We start from the raw sequence: 18,930 nt of genomic DNA, 5'->3' as shown, positions 1-18,930 counted from the left end.
GTTCGCGTGAAAAACCTCGCGGACGGACTGTCGGCACGACTGGCCAGGAGTGAACATCACCCCCGAGAGTCGGTGACCGATGCGGATCTATCGCCGCTCGCGTCGGCGGTCGTCGTCGCTCTCGTCGCGCCCGCGGCCGTCCTCACCCTCGTCGCGTCCGGCGTTCTCGACACGGATCGACTGTGCAACCTCGGTCGGGAGGCTCTGTTCGCCCGCCGGGGTCCGGACGGTGATCATCCCGAATGGGGCGACGTCGGTGACTTCGATCGTCGTCCCCGGCGTGATCCCGGCGTCGGCGAGGTACTCGAGCTCCGCCTCGTCGCGGTCGGAGACTCGGGTGACGACGAGCCGGTCACCGGCGGGATGGTCGGAGAGCCGAGGGCCGCTCCCCTCGTTGACGGGTTCGAGGTCCGCGCCCGGGATCGGGTCGCCGTGCGGGTCGAACTCGGGGTCGCCGAGCGCCTCGGCGACGCGCCGTTCGAACTCCTCGGAGATGTGGTGTTCTAACGCGTCGGCCTCGTCGTGAACGTCGCTCCAGTCGTAATCGAGGTGATCGGCCAGGAACGCCTCCAGCAGCCGGTGGTGGCGGACGACTTCGAGCGCGACCGCCTCCCCTTCGGCGGTGAGCTCGACCCCTTTGTACGGCTCGCGGTGGACGAGGTCGCGATCGGCGAGCTTCGAGAGCATGTCCGTCACCGTCGGCGGGGTCTTGTCCACGTACTCGGCGATGGCGGACGTCGAGACGGGCGGCCCCTCCTCGGCCTGGAGGACGTAGATCGCCTTGAGGTAGTCCTCCATCACGTCGCTGAGCATTTATATACCGTTACTGGAGACGATTCAAATACCTACCGGGACCGATCGTCGGTCGGGTGCCGTCTCGGGTGGTCAGGTGCCGTCCCCGTCAGGCGCGTCAACGCCACCGTCGGTCACGCGGTCGCCACGGCCGTCATCGGCCTCCAGCTCGTCGACCCGTCGGCGAAGCGTCTCTTTCTCCTTGATCAGCGCGTTGACGGTCGCTTCCAGGTCCGCGATCCGATCGGTCCACGTGATGTACGCGTAGCCGGCGGCGAACCCGATCACCAGCCCGATCAGGCCGCCACCGAGGAACCCGACGAGCGTCATGACGGACAGGAACAGGGCGTCGAAGATGTCCTCGGCATCAACGGGGAGAGCGAGAACCATACGAACTGCTGCTCGGCGGAAGTAAAAAGGGTTTTGTCGCCCGCGGTCCCTCCAACCCGCATCGAACACCGCTTCAATCGATCGTTCGGGCTTCGTCTCGGTTCGTGCTGGGACTGTAGCAAGCGATAGCCGGCGCGGATATCCCAGTACGGGTGACAGTTGGTTATAAATAACCGAGCAGTGTTGTGACGGCAGTTTATAACTCGTTACTGTCGGGGCGACTGCGTTCAGCATGCCAGCCGTTCGATTATAAGTGGACAGTTATGGATCGACGGTGAACTCATCCAACTCTCCACCTCGAACCGCGACCGCACCTCACACCTCGCCAACCTCGTCGGCGGCGGCTTTGTCGCCGGCTGCCCGTGGCGCGTCGCGCCACGCTGTCACCGACGCTCGCCGGGGCGCGCCACCACAGTAGCTATTTATAAGTAACCGCCGGCATCGCTCGCGGTCGAGTGTGACCCGTCTCGCCGGAGTCGTGTTGTGCTACCCACTCCCGTCACGGACCGAAATGCGCTTTCCGATCCCCTCAGTCCCTCCGGGTCGGATATAAGAGCGCCACCGTGATCGGTCGCCATTGAGACGGCACCGTCGACCACGGAACCACACTTGACTCACTCCTCGGCGGGCGGTCGGTTCGCGATCCGCGAAGCGAGCTCGCGGGCGGCCGCGACGTGGTCGTCGGCCTCGCGATCGCCCGTGCCGTCGATCCCCGAGAGCAGTTCGACGATCTCGCCGGCGCGCTCCCGAATCACGTCGTCGTCGACCGGCCCTGCCGCGATCTGTCCGGCGAGCGCCTGCGCCTCACCCAGCCGCCAGCCGGCCTCGCGTTCGACGGGGCGCACCTCGGTCGCGACGAGGTGGTCGTGGAGCGACTCGACCGGGTCGAACGCTTCCCCGTCCGACGGGTCGTCGGCGTGGCCTCCGCTCCCGTCTCCCGGCATTTACTCGTCGTGGATGAACACGAGTCGTTTCTCGTCGGTCGTCACCAAGCAGAGCTCGATCCCGTCGCGAGTCGCGCCGATCCGCTGCCAGCCGTGGTCGCTGACGAACAGCGTCTGGAACACGCCCAGGTCGCAGTCGGGGTTCGGACAGCCGACGCCCGCCGCGTTCTTATATACGGTCGTCCCGCCACCGGATCCCTGTCGGACCAACCCGTCAGTCAGCGAGCGCAGCTCCTCGTCCGACATCGGACTCCCCGTGTCGTCGTCTCCCATACACGCGAATTCACGGGCGACGGTATAAAAGCGACCCGCCGGCTGGACCGATCCGGGAACGTCGAGCCGGGCCGATCCGGGAACGCCGAGCCGGGCAGCCGCCAGTCGTCCCGATCAGTGGCCCCAGCGACGACCGTCCTCGTCGTAGCGGGCGTCGGTTATCCGGTCGTGTTGGTCCCGGCTCATCGAGACATCGGCCGCGCCGAGGTTCTCGTCGAGCTGGTCGACCGTTCGCGCGCCGACGATGGGAACACAGGTGAACTCGCGCTGGTCCATCAGCCACCGCAACGCGACCTGCGCGGGAGTCGCGTCGAGCTCGTCGGCGACCGCCCGGACCTCGTCCAGCACCTTCCAGCCGCGCTCGGAGAGGTAGAACCGCTCGAACCGCTCGTCGAAGCTGCCGCGGGAGCCATCGGGTGCCTCGACGGATTTCGGGTCGTCAGGGTCGGCACGCGTGTACTTGCCGGTGAGGAACCCGCCCGCGAGCGGCGAGTACGGACAGACAGCCAGATACTGATCGGCGACGACAGAGAGGTACTCCTCGACGTCCTCGTAGTAGCCGGCGTGGAACAGCGGCTGGGTCACCTCGAACCGCTCGTAGTCGTTGACGTCGGACTGCCAGAGCGCCTTCGTGAGCTGCCAGGCCGCCATCGTCGACGCGCCGAGGTAGTTCACTGTCCCCTCCTCGACGAGCGCGTCGAGCGTCGACAGCGTCTCCTCGATCGGGGTGTCCTCGTCCCAGCGGTGGATGTAGTACAGGTCGAGGTAGTCGGTGCCGAGCCGGTCGAGCGTCCCCTCGACCTGGTTCCGGATGTGAGTGCGCGAGAGCCCCGAGCCGTTCGGGTTCGTGTCGTCGAACCCGAAGTACACCTTCGAGGCGATGACGTACTGCTCGCGCTCGCGCTCGGCGAGCCAGTTTCCGATATACGACTCGCTGGTGCCGTTGGGGTCGCCGTACACGTTGGCGGTGTCGATGAAGGTACCGCCGCGGTCGGCGAACGCGTCGAGCAGTTCGTGTGCCGCCGCCTCGTCGGTTTCGAGGACGCCCCCCGTCTTCCGGCCGAACCGCCACGTACCGAAACAGAGCTCCGACACCCGCGTACCCGTGGAGCCGAGCTGCCTGTAGTCCATGGTCGAACCAACTCCACCGACTACTAAAAGCGTAGCCGTCGATCGGCCCCGCCGATCAGTCGCCGTCGACCAGTCGGCGTTTCACCCGATCCGCGTGCGCATCGGCGAGCCGGGTCGGCTCCGGGAGCTTGTAGCCGGCACACAGCGCGGCGACGAGATCGACGGTCGTCGCCGCCGACACGCGGTGGCCCGGACTCACGTACACGGGGTTCACCCACCGGCTGTTCGGGTACTGCCGCGACTGGTAGGCGTGGCCGATCGTCGTCCCCGCCGCCGCCGTCTCCACCGTGTCGTCGGCACGGATCGGGGTTCGCCAGCCCGCGGGTCGCTCGTCGACCGGCTCGTCGGGCTCGCCACACAACAGGCCCTTGGCGACGCCGAGACCCGCCACATCGCGGATGACGCCGATGTGCGTCGCGATCCCCGCCTCGCGGAAGTGGATCCGGCCGGAGCCGTCACAGACGAGCAGGTCGGGATCGACGGCGAGCGCGTCGAGCGCGGCCAGCATCGACTCTCCCTCCCGGAAGGCCAGAAGTCCCGGAACGTACGGGATCGAGAGGGGCGTGAGGGCGTGGGCGTACTCGATCACGGTCCCGTCGCGGATCGCCACGACGGCGGAGACGGCGCGGTCGCCGGCGTCGCCGGTATTCGCGCCCGAGTCGTCACCTCCGGTCAGAAACGCCTGGTCGATCCCGACGACGACCGGCGCGTCTGGATCGCCCGCGTTCGGCGTGGGGTCCGGGAGTCCCGTCGTGAGGTCGAACGGCTCATCGATCGCGACCGCGCCAGGATCGAACCCGACCGCGTCCGTGAACCTCGCCGTCGCGGCGATCTCGCGCTGGAGCGCCGTCATCGACTCGTGCGAGAGCGACGGGTCGGGGCGGAACTCGGGGCGGGGCGTTCGCGACATCTACCGGCGACCCGGCCCGCCCGGTCCTCCTGGCCCGCCCGGCCCGCCGGGACCGCGGATCCCGCCCCCGGCGCGCACGCCGCCCCGTCCACGCGCAGAGCGGGCGAGCCCCTCGTTTTGCCGCCCGAACACGAGGCCAACAACGAACCCGAGCAGGTGTGCGAGGTGGGCGATCCTGTCGAGTCCCGCCGCGACCGCCAAGCTCGGATCGAGGACGAACGCGAGTGAGACGACGGCAGTCCCCCACGTGAGATACTTGAGCTTCATCGGGATGATGAAGAACAACAGGATCTGGAGGTTCGGCCGCCAGACGGTGAGCACGCCGAGGATCGCGAACGTCGCGCCGCTGGCCCCGAGCACCGCGACGGGCGCGTTCGTGAGCAGCCCCACGAGCGCGTGCCCGAGCCCCGCCACCATCCCGGCGACGAGGAAGAAGCCGACGAACTTCTTCGATCCGACCGCACGCTCCACGAGCGGGCCGAAGAAGAACAGCACGATGCTGTTCGCGATGATGTGGAACAGCCCGCCGGGATCGTGGGCGAACACCGCAGTCACCCACGTCCACACCTGCCACAGCGCGGTCGACTCGAGCATGAACAGCCGGTTGTGGAGCGCGCCGCCGCCGAGGGCGATAGCGACCCACTGGCCGATCATCGTGAGCCACATCGCCGCGAGGAGGACGTACGTCGCGTTTCCGCGGAAGTAGCCCGCAATGCCACCGGTGCTCGTTGCGCGGTTCACGCGGCGTCTCACGCGGTCCGCGACACCCCCGTCGGCGGCACGGTTTCCGCCCTCGACGATGTCGTCGAAGCCGCTGTCGAAGACCGCCTCCGGATCGTTCCACTCGGAGAGGCCGGGGCAGTCGTGGTTCTCCGGGAGGCGGTGCTCCCCGCAGAAAGTCTTCCCACAGCGTCGGCACTGGTACGGGAGGTTCTCGTACTCCCCACACTCGTCGCACGTCGCCATTACCCCGAGTTACGGCGGCGGTCCTAAAGCGGTTTGGCTCTCGGATCGCGGTCGACTCCCGCGGCGTCGCCGTCGCCGTCGGTGTCTACAGTTAAACACGTCCACCGCGGTCCCTGTCAGGGACGTACACACTCACTCGGGACCGCTACCGTCGCGGAGCCCGTCGACGAGCGTCCGGAGCGTCGCGAGGGGGAACTGTCCGGGCGCGGTCGCGTCCGCGGCGTCGACGGGGGCGTAGCCGATCCGCGAGCCGTACACGGGCGTGACGGCGCGGGTGTGTCGCCCCGGTTCGCCCATACACATCGTCGCGACGCGGTGGCCGGCGGCGGTCGCCTCGTGGGTCGCGCCGATCATCGCGAGCGCGTCGACCGGGGCGGTCGCCGTCGTCGCCAGCTTCGCCACGTCGCCCTCGGCGGCCGCGTCGGCGAGGAGGTCGACGAGCGCCCCCCGCTCCGGTGTCGATTCGAAGTCGTGGACGGACGCGATCACCGCGACACCCTCCTCACGGGCCGTCTCGCGTAGCGCCGTCGCGTGTGACCGCTCCCCGGTTGGCGCGTTGCCGCGGAGCGCGGCGAGTTCGATGTCGACAGCGACGACCGCGTCGTGGACGACCGACGACGATAGCGCGTCGTACCGCCCGATGTCGTCCGCCTCACCCCCCTCCCACGCGGCGCGGTTCGTGACGACGAGGGGGAGCGTCCCGTCGTACGCGTCGAGCTGCGCTAGCGGGTCGGCGGCGAGGTCCATCCGGAACTCCACCGCGTCCGCGTGCTCGCGAGCACGCGGTTCGGCTCTCAGGTCGCCGGTGCTCGCCGCCAGGACGAACTCCTCGAACATGGGCGGCGGTTCGCGGTCGGGGGACTTAGGTGTGGTCTCGGTCGGGCGGGGCGTCGTCGGCGGTGTTCGAGCCGTTCGGACTGTTCGGGCCGTTTGAACCGTCCGAACCACTAGCACCCGTCCCGCGCGTCCACAGCAGGACCCCCAGTCCGACTACCACGATACCTGCTGGAAGGAGAAGCGGTGAGCCCGTCCCCGACCCGAGCGAGCCGTCGACACCGAGTACGATCAACGACCCGCCGATGGCGACCTGTGCGACCGCACGGAGTCTGAGACGCGTGAGCCGTGTCCCACCGAGCTCGCGGCCGATCCCGACTCCCACCGCCGAGCACAGGTAAACGCTCCCGGCGACCAGACCGCCGAGAATGGCGACGCCGACGGCGACACCGTCCGAACCGACCGCATCGCCCGACGCGATCCACCCTGCTCCGCCGAACAGCAGGAGCCCCACGAACAGGTCCCGGAGATACATGTGGGTACGCGCGGGGGCCGTGGTGAAAAACGACGCGGCGAGTGGCGACGCAGCGAGTGTGCGATGTGGCGGGAGAGGTAGTCGAACGGGAAACGGACGACCAGCCGCCACGAGGGGGTGACTGCGCGGAGAACCGACTGCGTGAAGACCGACTACGCGACGAGGCCGTCCTCGGCCTCTAACAGCTCGTGGTACCGGTTCCGGATCGTGACCTCACTGATGTCGGCGACCTCCGAGACCGCGGCCTGAGTGGTCTTCTCGTTGGTGAGCAGGGCGGCGGCGTAGACGGCGGCCGCGGCGAGCCCCACCGGCGACTTCCCGCTGTGGACGCCCTTCTCCTTGGCGTTCTTCAGGAGGCCGCGGGCGCGCATCTCCGACTCCTCGCTGAGTTCGAGGTCGGAGGCGAACCGCGGAACGTACTGCTCGGGGTCGGCGGGCTTGACCTCCAGTTTGAGCTCGCGGACGACGTAGCGGTACGTCCGGGCGATCTCCGCCTTCTCGACGCGGGAGACATCGGCGATCTCGTCGAGGCTGCGCGGGACGCCGGCCATCCGCGCGGCGGCGTACACACAGGAAGTCGAGACGCCCTCGATCGAGCGGCCGGGCAGGAGGTCCTCGTCGAGCGCGCGGCGGTAGATGACCGACGCGGTCTCACGGACGTTGTCCGGGAGGCCGAGCGCGCTCGCCATGCGGTCGATCTCGCCGAGCGCCTGCTTGAGGTTGCGCTCCTTCGAGTCGCGGGTGCGGAAGCGCTCGTTCCACTTGCGGAGCCGCTGCATCTTCTGGCGCTGGCGCGCGCCGAGCGAGCGGCCGTAGGCGTCCTTGTCGCGCCAGTCGATGTTGGTCGAGAGCCCCTTGTCGTGCATCGTGTTGGTGGTGGGCGCACCCACACGGCTCTTCTCGTCCTTCTCGCGGGAGTCGAACGCGCGCCACTCCGGCCCGCGGTCGACCGAGTCCGCCTCGACGACGAGGCCACAGTCCGCACACACCGTCTCACCGTGTTCCTCGTCGGTGACGACTTGGCCGTCACACTCCGGACAGGACAGCCCCTCGTCCGTTCGTTCCGATGCCTCCTCAGTCTCTCCGCGGGTGCGACTCCCCCGGGTATGTAGTCGTTCGGTCATGGCTCTGCTGTCTCCCGGCATACAAAACGCCCGGAAGCAGTCTTACCCGAAAGACGGCGGACCGTGACTTAAAACGCCCGGAACGTGTCGCCGACGCGACGACGGATCGACACGATCTATCACGAGGATCCCGAGAGTCGTCGCCCGGACCGAACCCTTTCTGTCGCTCCGGTCGTACGAGCGTGTGATGACCGGACCACGGGTCGTTTCCCTCGCGCCGAGCGCGACCGCGACCGTCGCGGCGATGGGCGCGGCCGACACGCTCGTCGGCGTCACCCACCACTGTGACCCACCCGACGACGCCGGCGACGCGCACGACTGCGACCCCGCCCCCGTCGGCGGCTGGATCGACCCCGATCTCGATCGGGTGACCACCCTCGACCCCGACGTCGTCCTCACCAGCGACGCGCTACAGGCCGATGTCGTCGCGGCGTGTCGCGACCGGGGGTTCGATGTCCGCCATCGGGAGCCCGCTACCCTCGCGGACGTCCTCGACGGATTCGCTGCACGGGGACGGGCCGTCGACCGAGCGGCGGCAGGAGAGACGCTGGCCGCGGCGTGTCGCGATCGGCTCGACCGCGTCGCCGACGCCGTTCCCGGCGCGGACGAAAGCGGGGGCGTCGCGCCTGCTCGCCCCGTCGTCTACTGTGAGGAGTGGTCGGACCCGCCGATGGCCGCGGGCAACTGGGTCCCCGACGCGGTCCGTGCGGCCGGCGGACGCTACCCGTTCGTCGACCCGGGCGAGCGCTCCCGGGAAGTCGACCCGGCGGCCGTGTCGGCCGCCGACCTCGACCACGTCGTCGTCCACGTCTGCGGGCACGGTAATCGGGTCGACCCCGCCACGGTCGCCGAGCGCGACTGGATAGGGGACACGCCGGTGCACGTCCTCGACGACTCGCTTCTGAATCAGCCGAGCCCCGCGCTGATCGACGGGATCGAGCGGCTCGCGGGGCTGCTCCACCCGGATTCGTACACTCCCTGAACCCGGGACCCGCCCGATTCACCCACCCACCTTACCCAGGCTCGAGCCTGCTTCGAGAGCTATTCGTCCATCCGGCGTCGATGTCGGATATGGATATCGGCGTCGGCAGCGGGAACCCGGTGAAGCGGCAGGCGGTCGAGCGAGCGATCCGAACCGAGGGGTCGGGGGTCGCGGCCGACGCGACCGTCGAGTCGGTCCCCGTCGACTCCGGCGTGAGCGAACAGCCGATCGGTCACCCGGAGACCGTTCGTGGCGCGGAGAACCGCGCGTCCGCGGTCCTCGACGTCGGCACGTACGACCTCGGCGTCGGGATCGAGGGCGGAGTCGCCGGGATCGACGGTGTCGAGGGGCGCTTCCTGATCATGTGGGCCGTCGTCGACGACGGGACGCGCGTGGGCCGGGGGGCCGGCCCCAGCCTCCGGCTCCCGGACCGGATCGCCGCCCGGATCGGCGCGGGAGAGGAGCTCGGTCCGGTGATGGACGACGTCCTCGACACGACGGGCGTTGCGAAAGGGGGTGGTGCCGCCGGCGCGCTGACGGACGGGCGGGTGGACCGAACCGACGCCCTCGCGACCGCAGTCGCAGGCGCGCTCGGTCCGTTCGTCTCCAACCTGTACGAGTGACCGCCGAGCCGCGGGAGCTGACGACGATACCGGGTTCGGGGATCGTACCGGAACGACCACTCCGGGCCACCCGAGGGTCCGTCAGCGACCCACTTCGCGAGAGCTGGAGGTCGAAAACCGCACGACGTGACGGTGTTAACCCGGTCTACCAACCGGCTTTTGAGGGATCCACCGGTACAGGTGTGTATGAGCACAGCACAGACGGAGCTCGCGAGCGCCGAACCGACGGGCCTCTCGACGAAACAGGCGCGGATCCTCGAGTACCTGCGTGCGAACGCCGACGACCGGACCTACTTCAAATCGCGGCTGATCGCCGACGACTTGGATCTCTCGGCGAAGGAGGTCGGCGCGAACATGAGCGCCGTCGTCGACGCGGCCCACGAGCTCGACGTGGAGAAGTGGGGATACTCCTCGGGGACGACGTGGATGGTAACCGGAACGCCCGAGTAAACGAGGCCACAGCGGTCGACGGGGTCGATGCGGAGCGTGGACGGTTACGGGTCGTACCGTACGAGCGACGCCGCGTCGTCCGCGAACGCGACCGTCTCGGCGTCGAAGGAGTCCGCGTACCGGACGACGAGCGTGACGAGTCGCTCGGGCTCCGTCAGCGTGTAGCCGTCCGACCGGTCGAGCAACCCCGCCTCATCGAGGTCCGCGGCCGCGGCGCTCACCGTCGGTCTCGAGACCCCGAGCGACTCGGCGAGTGCTGCACCGGTCGCATTGGGGTCGCGCAACAGTGTCAGGATCATCCCGCGCGGGGTGTCTCGACGGAGGTAGCCGAGCGCCCGCTTGTCGAGGTCGTCGAAGCGACCCGCCGGGACGTAGCGCCGGTAGTCGGCGTCCTTCCACGACTCGATCTCGCCCGAAGCCTCCAGTTTCCGGAGGTGATGTTGCGCCTCGCCGGTACCCAGCCGGAGGTCGTCGCGGAGCTTCGAGAAGTGCGCGCCGGGGGTCGTCGGGACGTAGCCGCGGATCGCCTCGCGAGTCTCGTTCGCCTCCGCGTCGCCGTGCTCCCGGCTCTCGGCGCTGGCGGTCCCGACGAACGGTGCGGCCGCTCCGACGGCGGCGAACCGCCGTAGCGTCCGCCGCTTCCGTTCGTCGACGTGCTCCGTCACTGGACGTAGTAGTCGAGCAGCCAACAAAAACACTTCGTTCGGCCCAGTCGGGGACGATCCGGTCCGACGCGCCGTTTCGTCCCGGTCAGTCCTCGCGTTCCAGTTCGGCTTCGGGGACGTCCTCGTCCATTTCCTGGATGACTTCGTCGGCAGACTTGATGTCCGCGCCGGCACCGCCCGCCTTGACCGCTTCGGCCTCCTTCTCGAGCTCCTCGACGTCCATCTCGGCCGCCTCGTCGATCTGGCCGAGGATCTCGTCGATGTTGTCGAGTCCGAGCATCTTGCGGGTCTCGTCGTCGAACTCCAGCCCGTCCAGCCCCTCCATCTCCTGGACGTCGGAGCCGGAGAGCGCCTTGCCGTACCGGCCCACGAGGCTGGTGAGCTCCTGGGGGAGGACGAACGTGGTGGATTCGCCCTTGCCGATCTCTTCGAGGGTCTCCATGCCGCGTTCGATGATGGCGCGCTCGCCCATCGACTCCGCCGAGCGGGCCCGCAACACGGTGGAGATGGCGTCACCCTGCGCTTCGAGGATCTGCGACTGCTTTTCACCCTGTGCGCGGATGATGTTCGACTGCTTGTCACCCTCGGCCTGCTCGACCGCCGAGCGGCGTTCCCCCTGCGCTTCGAGGATCATCGCCCGACGACGACGCTCCGCCGACGTCTGCTGCTCCATCGCCTGCTGGACGTCCTTCGAGGGGTTGACCTCGCGAACCTCGACGCTCTCGACGCGGATCCCCCACTCGTCGGTCGGCTCGTCCAGCTCGCGGCGGATCTTCGCGTTGATCTCTTGGCGTTTGTTCAGCGTGTCGTCGAGTTCCATGTCGCCGAGGACGGCACGAAGGGTGGTCTGTGCGAGGTTCGAGACGGCCTTCTTGTAGTCGTCGACCTCCAAGAACGCCTTCTTCGCGTCCATCACCTTGATGTACACGACCGCGTCCGCCGTCACCGGCGAGTTGTCCCGCGTGATCGCCTCTTGTCGCGGCACGTCCAGCGTCTGTGTCCGCATATCGAACGCGTACGTCCGCGACACGAACGGCGGGATCAGGTTGATACCGGGTTCGAGCAGCTTCCGGTACTCGCCGAAGACGGTGAGCGTCTTCTTCTCGTAGGCGTCGACGATCACGAACGACTGCCAGAGCGTGATCACCACCAACATGAGGAACAACAGTCCAACGCTTACCAAGCCGAAACCGAACTGGAGGGGAAGTGGGTCCATACCCTCGATTGGGGAATCGGACGCTTAATTGTTCGCCCGGACGCCGGTCACGTCGACTGATCGAGCGCGCGATCGCCCGGGACCGCCAGTCCGGATCGTGGATCGCGAGCGTCGAGCCGTCGACGCCACAGGGACTGTTGACCGACGCTAGGGTCCGCCAACCGATGTCGGAGGGGCCACCGACCGACACTCAGTCACCTTCTAGGGTGAACCGTTCCGCGACGTTCTCCAGGGTCGCGCGCAGCTGACGCTCATTGAACCGACGGACGACGGGCTCACCGAGCGAAGTGAGGGCGTTCTCCGGCAGGTCGTACTCGGCCGCATAAGTGAGCGCGGTGCCGTCGCCGTCGGGTTCGAACTCCAGCGTGATCGTTCCCTCGAGTCGGCCGCGCATCTCGAAAGCCATCCGCTCGTTCGGCTCGTGGACCGTCTGTACGAGCTCGCCGTCGATCCCCATCCCGGCCATTCGGTAGGTAAACGACAGTCGCTTTCCGCCGTTTTCGAGAGGTTCAACGTCCCGGACGTCGGTGAGCCGCGGCGTCACTGCGGCGTGGTTGTGCGGGTCGTCCATGAACTCGAACACCGTTGCGACATCGGCATCGACGTGGATCGTATCGCGTGCGGAGAACATGGCGTCAGTGGGTGATGATGACTGGTGGTAGGTGCTTGCCGGTGGTGTTACGGGTCGACGTACGCCTCGACCAGTTTGCGCTCGGCCGCGCGGAGGTGCTGGTGGAACGTCTGTCGAGTGATTCCCATCCGGTCGGCGATCTCAGAGCCGTCCACCGGGCGGGGCCACTCGAAGTAGCCGTTCAGCTCGGCGGTTTTCAGTGCCGACCGCTGTCGCTCCGTGAGCCGGTCGTCGACCTCGGCCGCGAACTCGGTGAGGCTCCGGTCACGGCTCTCCCGCTCGACGCGCGAGCGGAGCTCGACCCCGTCGTACTCCGCCCGGAGCACGTCGAGCATCGAGCGGACGTCCTGTTCCGGCGGAGCCTCGATGGTCAGGTGGGCGCTCGTCGGCTCCGCGCTCGCGTCGGCGACGACGCCGCCGTGTTCCGCGAGGCGGGTGAACGGCGGCGATTCCGTGGCGGTGACAGAGAACGTCACGTCGTCGTTCGTCTCCGAGACCGCTCGAGAGGATCGGACGAACGGGAGCGTCTCGATCCCCTCGATGGTCTCCTCGTCGGCCCCACATTCGGTCTTGAGGTACAGCTCGCAGGCGTCGTCGTCCAGCCGCGTGGTCCCGAGGAGATCCACCGTTCCGCCGACGGCGTCGGCGATCCGCGAGAGCGTGAACGAGTCGTCGGTGACATCGACACAGAGCTCGACGACCCGATCCGTGGTGAGGATCCGGGTCGTCTCGACCGAGTGGAGCCCGTTGGCGATCATCTTCCCGACCGACTTGCACACCTTCCGCTCCCGGCGGTCGAGGGCGTTCTCCTCGCTGCTGTAGATACCCAACAGACCGTAGCGCCGATGGCCGTAGGTGACGGGGACGACGAGCAGCCGCCGGCCGCCGACCGTCTTCGGCGCGAGCGGACCGCCCGCACAGCTGCCGGCGGAACAGCCCTGCACCTCATCGGTGTCGATGGCACGTCTGACCTCCATCGGCGTCTCCTCCAGCGACAGCGAGAGGCCGTCATCGATCGGGAGCCCGCTCGACGACGTCAGCTCCAAGCGCCCGGTTCCCGACGACACCTCGGCGATCCATCCCCCCATGTAGCCGGGCTCGTCAGCGATCTCCTCACACACTTTCCGGGAGATGGTGTCCGCATCCGTTCCCTCAACCAGGATCCGGCTGATCTCGCTGAGGAGCCCGTTGACCCGTCCGAGGACCCGATCGAGTGCCTGTCGTTCGGCGGCGATCTTCTCCGCGCGCTCGTCGGCGAGCCGTTCGGCTGTTTTACGATCGGTGACGTCGTTCTGGAACCCCACGTAGTGGACCAGCTCGTCGTCGTCGAACACCGGTGCGACCGTGAGCTCGTTCCAGAACGGGGTGCCGTCGCGACGGTAGTTACGGATCTCGACGGTGACCGGTTCCTCGTTTTCGATCGCGCCGGCGAGCCGTCCGACCGTCTCGGGGTCCGTTTCGGGGCCCTGAAGGAACCGAGGGTTCCGACCGAGCACCTCCTCTTTCGGGTAGCCGGTGTGGTCTTCCCACGCATCGTTGACGTACACGAGCGGGCCGTCGTCGAGCTCCGGGTCGCAGATGCTGAGCCCGATCGGGGCCTCGTTGACGGCGCGCTCGATATCGGCCGTGGACGGCTCGTGGCCGTCGATATCCTGTTTGGTCTGGCTGATCACGCCGCCCGAGCTGACGGCGGCAACGTCGTCGACGAGCGACGACACCGACTCGTCCCCGTTCTTCCGGATAACGCGGTCGGCACCGTGCCGATACGCCGCCCGTGAGACCTCCTCCACGTCGGTGACGGCGTCCGTGAACAGGACCGCGGGGAGGTCGATTCCGGACTCCTCTAACGCTTTGAGCAGTGCGACCCCGTCGTCTCCGGGCAGGTCGTACTCGCTCACCAAGCAGTCGTACGTACCGGTGGTGGCTTTCGCCACGGCTGCCGTGGCAGTGTGGACCGGGGTTACATCGAACCCTTCGGTCTCGAGGGCGGACGCGATCCGGTCGATCCCGTCTCGCGGGTGGGCTAAGAGTGCCCGGGATCCCGACATACGTGACCGTTGGTGGCACGATGGATTAAGCGTTGGTGCTATGGCGCGAGCGCGAGTCAACCGACGTGACGCCCATCGACGCAGCGACCACCGACGTGGCAGCCACCGAGCCGGGAACTATTTAAAGAACGAAATAATCCGACTGAGCACACAACCCCGCGGATAACGTAGGTGCGTTCATGTCGACGTCAAGCGCGAGTTTCGCCCGCAGTCGCCTTTTCGACGAACCGGAACGGGCCGCGATCGACGTCTCCCGCGGCGCGTTGCTCGTCCTGACGGTCGGGTTCGCCGCCCTGTACGCGACGGGGACTGAACTGGCCTTACACACGCAGATGCTCGTCTACCTCGTCGGAATGGTCGCGTTGAACCTGCCACACGGCGGGTACGAGCACTTCTCGAACCTTCGGCGGCGTGGTCTCCCGTTCGGTGCGCGCTACGTCGTCCTGTACCTCGGCTTCGTGGCCGGGTTCATCGCGCTGTTCGTCCTCGCACCGCTGCCGGCGCTCGCGATCGCGTTCGGGACCGCGGTCGCGAAAGGCGGGCACGGCGACCTCCGGGTGATGGACGCGATCGTCGGGAGCGACCACCTCGTCTCCCGTCCACAGCGCGCGCTCGCCGCGTTCGTCCGCGGCGGTGCCGTGATGATCGTCCCCGCGGTGTTCTGGACCGAGACGTTCTACGCGTTCACAGGATACATGCTGAACGTCTTCGGCGGAACGCTCGTCGGTCCGGCCGCCTCGAACCCCGAAGGATTCGTCACGGTCCTCGGTGCGGTGTACGGAGTGGCCGTACTGGCACACCTCGGCGGCGGCCTCGCGACCGCCGGCGTCTCGACGTCGTGGCTCTACGACGTGCTCGAAACCTCGCTGCTCGTCGCGTTCTTCGCGTTCGTCCCCGTCGTCGTCGCCATCGGACTGTACTTCCCGCTGTGGTACTCCCTGCGCCAGTCGGGTCGGAGCATCGTCGTCGAGAAGGCCCGACCGAGCCGCACCGAGGGCGTCTCGGTGGTGATGGCGTGGGGCGTCCTCGTCGTCGGCGCGCTCGTGACCGCGCTGGTGGCGGCGTTGCTGTGGACCGTGGCCCCGAACCCGCTGGCCGGCGCGTCGCTGCTGCCGGGCGCGGTCGCCTTCTACACCATCTTCGTGTGTATCATTGCGCTCCCGCACGTCGTGGTCGGCGAGTGGCTCGACTTCGGTCGAGGTATCTGGCACGTCCCCTGATCCCAGACACGGAACGGGTCGACGGGCCGATCGATCGGGGCCAACGGCGTCCGTCGGATAATAAACCCTAAAACCCGGCTCGTCGACCGATCCGGTATGTATCTGCGGTTCGTCGATCGGCTCGGTCTCGCGGACGCGGTCACCGTGGCAAACGCTGCAGTCGGCTTCTTAGCCGTGATCGCCGCCACCGTCGACGTTACGCTCGCGGCTCGGCTGATCCTGTTGGCTGCCATCGCCGATGGCCTCGACGGCGTCGTCGCCAGACACCGCGGTTCGACGCCCGCGGGCCCGTATCTGGACTCGCTCGCTGACGTCGCCTCTTTCGGGGTCGCGCCCGCTGCCCTCGTCGCGGTCGTCGTCCTCGACGCCGCTTCGTTCGCCGCCGACCCACTGCTCGTCGGTGTCGGCCTCACCGCCGCCGCCACGTTCGTCGCGCTCGCGGTCGCTCGGCTGGGCCTGTACATCGCGTACGACAGCGACAGCCGCGAGACCGTCGGGGTGCCGACGACGCTCGCGGCGACGCTCCTGGCCGCCGTCGTCCTTGCCGGCTACACCGACCCGGTCCCGCTCGTCGCCGCGACCGCCGTGTTCGCGCTGCTTATGGGGTCGACGATCACCTACCCGGACCTCCACGCGCAGGACGCGATGGTGATGGGGCTCGTCCAGGCCGCGGTGATCCTCACGCCGCTCGGACGGATGGCGACGCCGATGCTCCCGCCGTGGATCGGCGAGGGGTTCGCGTTCGCGCTGTTGTTCCTCGCGTCCGCGTACCTGATCCTGGGCCCGGCGTTCTACTGGGGCGACGGGATCGGCGGTTCGGACGGCGAGCTCGGCAAGTGAGGAACCGCGGCCTCACCGCCCCCGAGAGAACGTGAACAGGACAGGATCGAACGGCCAAACGGCCGTCAGAGGAATTGGGTCGGTCCGGGACCGCTGGTGACCGCTTACAGCAGGTCGTCGAAGCTCTTGTAGCGGGTGATGTCGACGCCCTCGTCGGTGACGACGGCGACGTTGATCCCGTTGCCGGACGCGAGGTCGCGCTCGACGGCGGACTGGATCGCCTTCGCGGCGACCGTCTTCGCCTCGTCGACGGTGATGTCGTCGTGATACTCCTGTTCGAGCACACCGAGGGCGTACTGCGAGCCGGAGCCGGTGACGGTGTACTCCTCCTCGGTCGTGCCGCCGAGGGCGTCGATGGAGTAGATGTGTGCACCCTCGTCGTCGACGCCGCCGAGGATCGGCTGAACGATGAAGAACGCCCCCGTGCGAAGGAGGTTCCCGGTGAGCGTCGACAACGCTTCCATCGACATGTCCTTGCCGCGACGGGCCTCGTAGAGGTTCGTCTCGGCTTTGAGCGTCGAGATGAGGTTCTGGGCGGCCGAAACGGAGCCGGCGATGGTGAGCGCGCCGCGCGGGTGGACTTCCTCGACCTTCTGGACGTCCTTCGAGGAGACCATCCCGCCGAGGGAGGCGCGCATGTCCGTCGCCATCACAACGCCGTCGCCGGCGCGGATGCCGACCGTGGTGGTGCCGGTTTTCATCTCGCCCTCGCCGTCAGCCTGGGCGGCACGGCGTTCGCTGTGTTCGAACTCGCCGAGCTCCGGCCCGAAGACGGGCTGGTCGCGGCCGAGCTCGACGGACGGACCGTCCGAGAGATCGTCAGTCGGTGTTCGCATTACCGACTTGTTGTCCCCTCGCGCTGATAAAGGCAACCCTTCGGGGGGCCGCCGCCGGTTCCGACGGTCATATCCGCGAGCGGGCGAGGCGGTGCGTCGAGGCGATCGAGGGCGGGAGCGACCGCCGCCAAGAGATCGGCGAGCGGCCGCTGCAACGTCGGAGGAGGCGGTCGCTCCGCGACGGAAACGGGCGACGGAAAACGGACGGTCGAGTTACTCGTCGGCGCGCTCGTACGCCTCGCCGGTGGTCTCGACGAGCCGGTGGATCGGGAGGTTGATGCCGAGCTGCTCGCGGGCGAACACGGCCACGGGCAGCAGCGAGATCCCGATGGCGACGGTCGCCTGGTGGAGTCCGAAGAGGGCCGCCGTGCGGATGCGATCGAACATGGGTCTTCGATACCCTCCAACGGGAGGCCGTATATAACTCTTGTGTCGCGGAGATCCGGTTGACCCCGTCGGAGTCATGCGGTTTTCGGAAACGTTCCCGATCCGTGAAACCACCACGCGTCTCCGCCACGAGAGCCGTATCACAAGCCGGTCGAATCCGGTTCGTATTCATAACTTATGGAAATCCATCGCGGGGCATGCGCCTACCTGCGTCGCGGGATGAAACGGGACGGAACGGAACGCCGGTCGCCGGGCCGGGCGGCGCGTCGCCGTCGACCGAACGGGATATTACCGTTCGGTCGTGTACTCGGTCCCGTGCAGAACGTCACCGACCGGACGAGCAACCCGTTCGGTATGCAGCCCGACTGTCCGTCGTTCGTGCCGGGGTACGGCGACGCGAACGCCGACTTCCACGTGATCGGGGATCACCCGGGCGTCCACGGCGGCGTCGACGAGTCGGTCCCGTTCACCGGGGAGCCGTGGTCGGCCGACTTCCTCGGTGCGCTGGCCGAGGCGGGCCTGCTCGCCGAGGTCGACCCGGTCGCCACGGACCGGACGTTCCTCTCGTACCTCCACATGTGCGTCGCCGACGGGGAGCCAACCGAGGGGTCGTACGACGACATGGAGCGGTTCTTCGACGCGGAGTTGCGCGCGATCGCCGCGCACGTACTCCTCCCGGTCGGGGCCCGTGCGACCGAGCACGTCCTCCGCCAGTACACGGCGCGAGCGTGGAAAACCGAGATCGACATGCAGACACTCCACGCCGAGGAGCTGCTCGGGTCGGGGTGGCTCGTCCTCCCGATCAAGGACCCGGCGGACTGGACCAACGGAGATTCGGAGCAGCTCGTCGGGGCGCTCCGCCAGCTCCGATCGACGGATTTCCGTCGCGAAAGTGACCTCGGGCGGTTCATCGCCGGCAGCGATCCCTATCTCGTCCGGTGAGCCGGCTATCGTGTATGACAGCGTCGACCGCCGGAGGAGCCGGATCGGAACCCCGTCGGATTCCGCGGATCCGACGGGGAGATATCTTTACGATCGGTCCTGATATCGATCGATCATCCGACGTTTGTCCCAATAACAGGGGATCGGTGAGGTTATATTTGTCGCGACTTGGTGGATTTTATACCGTACCCATCGATCGGTAGGTAGACGCCCGGATCGAACGGGCGTCGGCCGCAGGACTGGTACTCCAC

22 protein-coding genes are annotated in these 18,930 nt (G+C 67.9%); 6 read left to right on the top strand and 16 right to left on the bottom strand.

All coding sequences use genetic code 11. The features are described from left to right. Positions 1-87: 87 nt before the first annotated feature. The 10 genes from ACZ5TV_RS10880 to ACZ5TV_RS10835 all read right to left on the bottom strand — a co-directional run bounded on the left by ACZ5TV_RS10880 (position 88) and on the right by ACZ5TV_RS10835 (position 7,839). Positions 88-813 (bottom strand): metal-dependent transcriptional regulator, encoded by a 726-nt coding sequence (locus tag ACZ5TV_RS10880; protein WP_379779753.1) that lies wholly within the window; start codon positions 811-813, stop codon positions 88-90. 72 nt (positions 814-885) lie between these two features. Further along, the gene (locus ACZ5TV_RS10875) at positions 886-1,182 is read right to left on the bottom strand and encodes a bZIP transcription factor (RefSeq protein ID WP_379779752.1); all 297 of its coding nucleotides are present in this window, start codon (positions 1,180-1,182) and stop codon (positions 886-888) included. 614 nt (positions 1,183-1,796) lie between these two features. Beyond that, a complete protein-coding gene (locus tag ACZ5TV_RS10870) occupies positions 1,797-2,126 on the bottom strand; it encodes a hypothetical protein (protein ID WP_379779750.1) in 330 nt (109 codons plus the stop codon). Further along, positions 2,127-2,399, bottom strand: coding sequence for a DUF7385 family protein (locus tag ACZ5TV_RS10865; protein ID WP_379779748.1), 273 nt, complete (start codon positions 2,397-2,399; stop codon positions 2,127-2,129). It abuts the gene before it with no gap. A 114-nt stretch (positions 2,400-2,513) separates the two neighbouring features. Next, positions 2,514-3,530, bottom strand: coding sequence for an aldo/keto reductase (locus tag ACZ5TV_RS10860; protein WP_379779746.1), 1,017 nt, complete (start codon positions 3,528-3,530; stop codon positions 2,514-2,516). 55 nt (positions 3,531-3,585) lie between these two features. Further along, positions 3,586-4,440, bottom strand: a complete 855-nt coding sequence (locus ACZ5TV_RS10855; RefSeq protein ID WP_379779744.1) for an endonuclease V — start codon at positions 4,438-4,440, stop codon at positions 3,586-3,588. Then, entirely contained in the window at positions 4,441-5,406 is a 966-nt protein-coding gene (locus ACZ5TV_RS10850; protein ID WP_464383829.1) for a rhomboid family intramembrane serine protease, read from the bottom strand. A 132-nt stretch (positions 5,407-5,538) separates the two neighbouring features. Then, complete coding sequence (locus tag ACZ5TV_RS10845; protein WP_464383828.1) at positions 5,539-6,243, bottom strand: type I 3-dehydroquinate dehydratase; 705 nt, start codon at positions 6,241-6,243, stop codon at positions 5,539-5,541. 25 nt (positions 6,244-6,268) lie between these two features. Continuing rightward, on the bottom strand, positions 6,269-6,715 hold the full coding sequence (locus ACZ5TV_RS10840) for a hypothetical protein (RefSeq protein WP_379783254.1): 447 nt from the start codon (positions 6,713-6,715) through the stop codon (positions 6,269-6,271). 152 nt (positions 6,716-6,867) lie between these two features. After that, positions 6,868-7,839, bottom strand: a complete 972-nt coding sequence (locus ACZ5TV_RS10835; protein ID WP_379783252.1) for a transcription initiation factor IIB — start codon at positions 7,837-7,839, stop codon at positions 6,868-6,870. Positions 7,840-8,026: 187 nt separating this feature from the next. Here ACZ5TV_RS10835 and ACZ5TV_RS10830 point away from each other — a divergent pair, with 187 nt between their 5' ends. The 3 genes from ACZ5TV_RS10830 to ACZ5TV_RS10820 all read left to right on the top strand — a co-directional run bounded on the left by ACZ5TV_RS10830 (position 8,027) and on the right by ACZ5TV_RS10820 (position 9,894). Beyond that, complete coding sequence (locus ACZ5TV_RS10830; RefSeq protein WP_464383827.1) at positions 8,027-8,821, top strand: helical backbone metal receptor; 795 nt, start codon at positions 8,027-8,029, stop codon at positions 8,819-8,821. An 80-nt stretch (positions 8,822-8,901) separates the two neighbouring features. Then, positions 8,902-9,444 carry a DUF84 family protein gene (locus tag ACZ5TV_RS10825; protein WP_379783294.1) on the top strand — a complete coding sequence of 181 codons (543 nt, stop codon included), beginning with the start codon at positions 8,902-8,904 and terminating at the stop codon, positions 9,442-9,444. A gap of 186 nt (positions 9,445-9,630) precedes the next feature. Further along, the gene (locus ACZ5TV_RS10820) at positions 9,631-9,894 is read left to right on the top strand and encodes a DUF7123 family protein (RefSeq protein WP_379783292.1); all 264 of its coding nucleotides are present in this window, start codon (positions 9,631-9,633) and stop codon (positions 9,892-9,894) included. 44 nt (positions 9,895-9,938) lie between these two features. Here ACZ5TV_RS10820 and ACZ5TV_RS10815 read toward each other — a convergent pair whose 3' ends face one another. From ACZ5TV_RS10815 to ACZ5TV_RS10800, 4 genes are all read right to left on the bottom strand, one after another. Beyond that, positions 9,939-10,559, bottom strand: a complete 621-nt coding sequence (locus ACZ5TV_RS10815) for a winged helix-turn-helix transcriptional regulator (protein WP_379783290.1) — start codon at positions 10,557-10,559, stop codon at positions 9,939-9,941. 85 nt (positions 10,560-10,644) lie between these two features. Further along, a complete protein-coding gene (locus tag ACZ5TV_RS10810) occupies positions 10,645-11,775 on the bottom strand; it encodes an SPFH domain-containing protein (RefSeq protein ID WP_464383826.1) in 1,131 nt (376 codons plus the stop codon). A gap of 190 nt (positions 11,776-11,965) precedes the next feature. Beyond that, entirely contained in the window at positions 11,966-12,406 is a 441-nt protein-coding gene (locus ACZ5TV_RS10805) for an SRPBCC family protein (protein WP_379782385.1), read from the bottom strand. Positions 12,407-12,453: 47 nt separating this feature from the next. Further along, positions 12,454-14,454: a bacterio-opsin activator domain-containing protein gene (locus tag ACZ5TV_RS10800; protein WP_379782383.1), complete on the bottom strand. Its 2,001-nt coding sequence runs from the start codon at positions 14,452-14,454 to the stop codon at positions 12,454-12,456. A gap of 179 nt (positions 14,455-14,633) precedes the next feature. On the opposite strand from ACZ5TV_RS10800, the gene ACZ5TV_RS10795 reads away from it, so the two are divergent. Together ACZ5TV_RS10795 and ACZ5TV_RS10790 are read left to right on the top strand one after the other, a co-directional pair. Next, positions 14,634-15,674 (top strand): Brp/Blh family beta-carotene 15,15'-dioxygenase, encoded by a 1,041-nt coding sequence (locus ACZ5TV_RS10795; protein ID WP_379782381.1) that lies wholly within the window; start codon positions 14,634-14,636, stop codon positions 15,672-15,674. A gap of 96 nt (positions 15,675-15,770) precedes the next feature. Further along, on the top strand, positions 15,771-16,514 hold the full coding sequence (locus ACZ5TV_RS10790) for a protein sorting system archaetidylserine synthase (RefSeq protein ID WP_464383825.1): 744 nt from the start codon (positions 15,771-15,773) through the stop codon (positions 16,512-16,514). Positions 16,515-16,618: 104 nt separating this feature from the next. Here the strand turns inward: ACZ5TV_RS10790 and psmB are convergent, their stop codons facing one another. Both psmB and ACZ5TV_RS10780 read right to left on the bottom strand, forming a co-directional pair. After that, a complete protein-coding gene (psmB, locus tag ACZ5TV_RS10785) occupies positions 16,619-17,350 on the bottom strand; it encodes an archaeal proteasome endopeptidase complex subunit beta (RefSeq protein ID WP_379783076.1) in 732 nt (243 codons plus the stop codon). Positions 17,351-17,563: 213 nt separating this feature from the next. Next, complete coding sequence (locus ACZ5TV_RS10780; protein ID WP_379783074.1) at positions 17,564-17,737, bottom strand: hypothetical protein; 174 nt, start codon at positions 17,735-17,737, stop codon at positions 17,564-17,566. Positions 17,738-18,052: 315 nt separating this feature from the next. On the opposite strand from ACZ5TV_RS10780, the gene ACZ5TV_RS10775 reads away from it, so the two are divergent. After that, entirely contained in the window at positions 18,053-18,679 is a 627-nt protein-coding gene (locus tag ACZ5TV_RS10775; protein WP_379783072.1) for a uracil-DNA glycosylase family protein, read from the top strand. Positions 18,680-18,930 lie beyond the last annotated feature (251 nt).

The organism is Halorubrum tibetense, from assembly GCF_055396225.1.
This window is presented reverse-complemented; position numbering and strand designations above follow the sequence as displayed.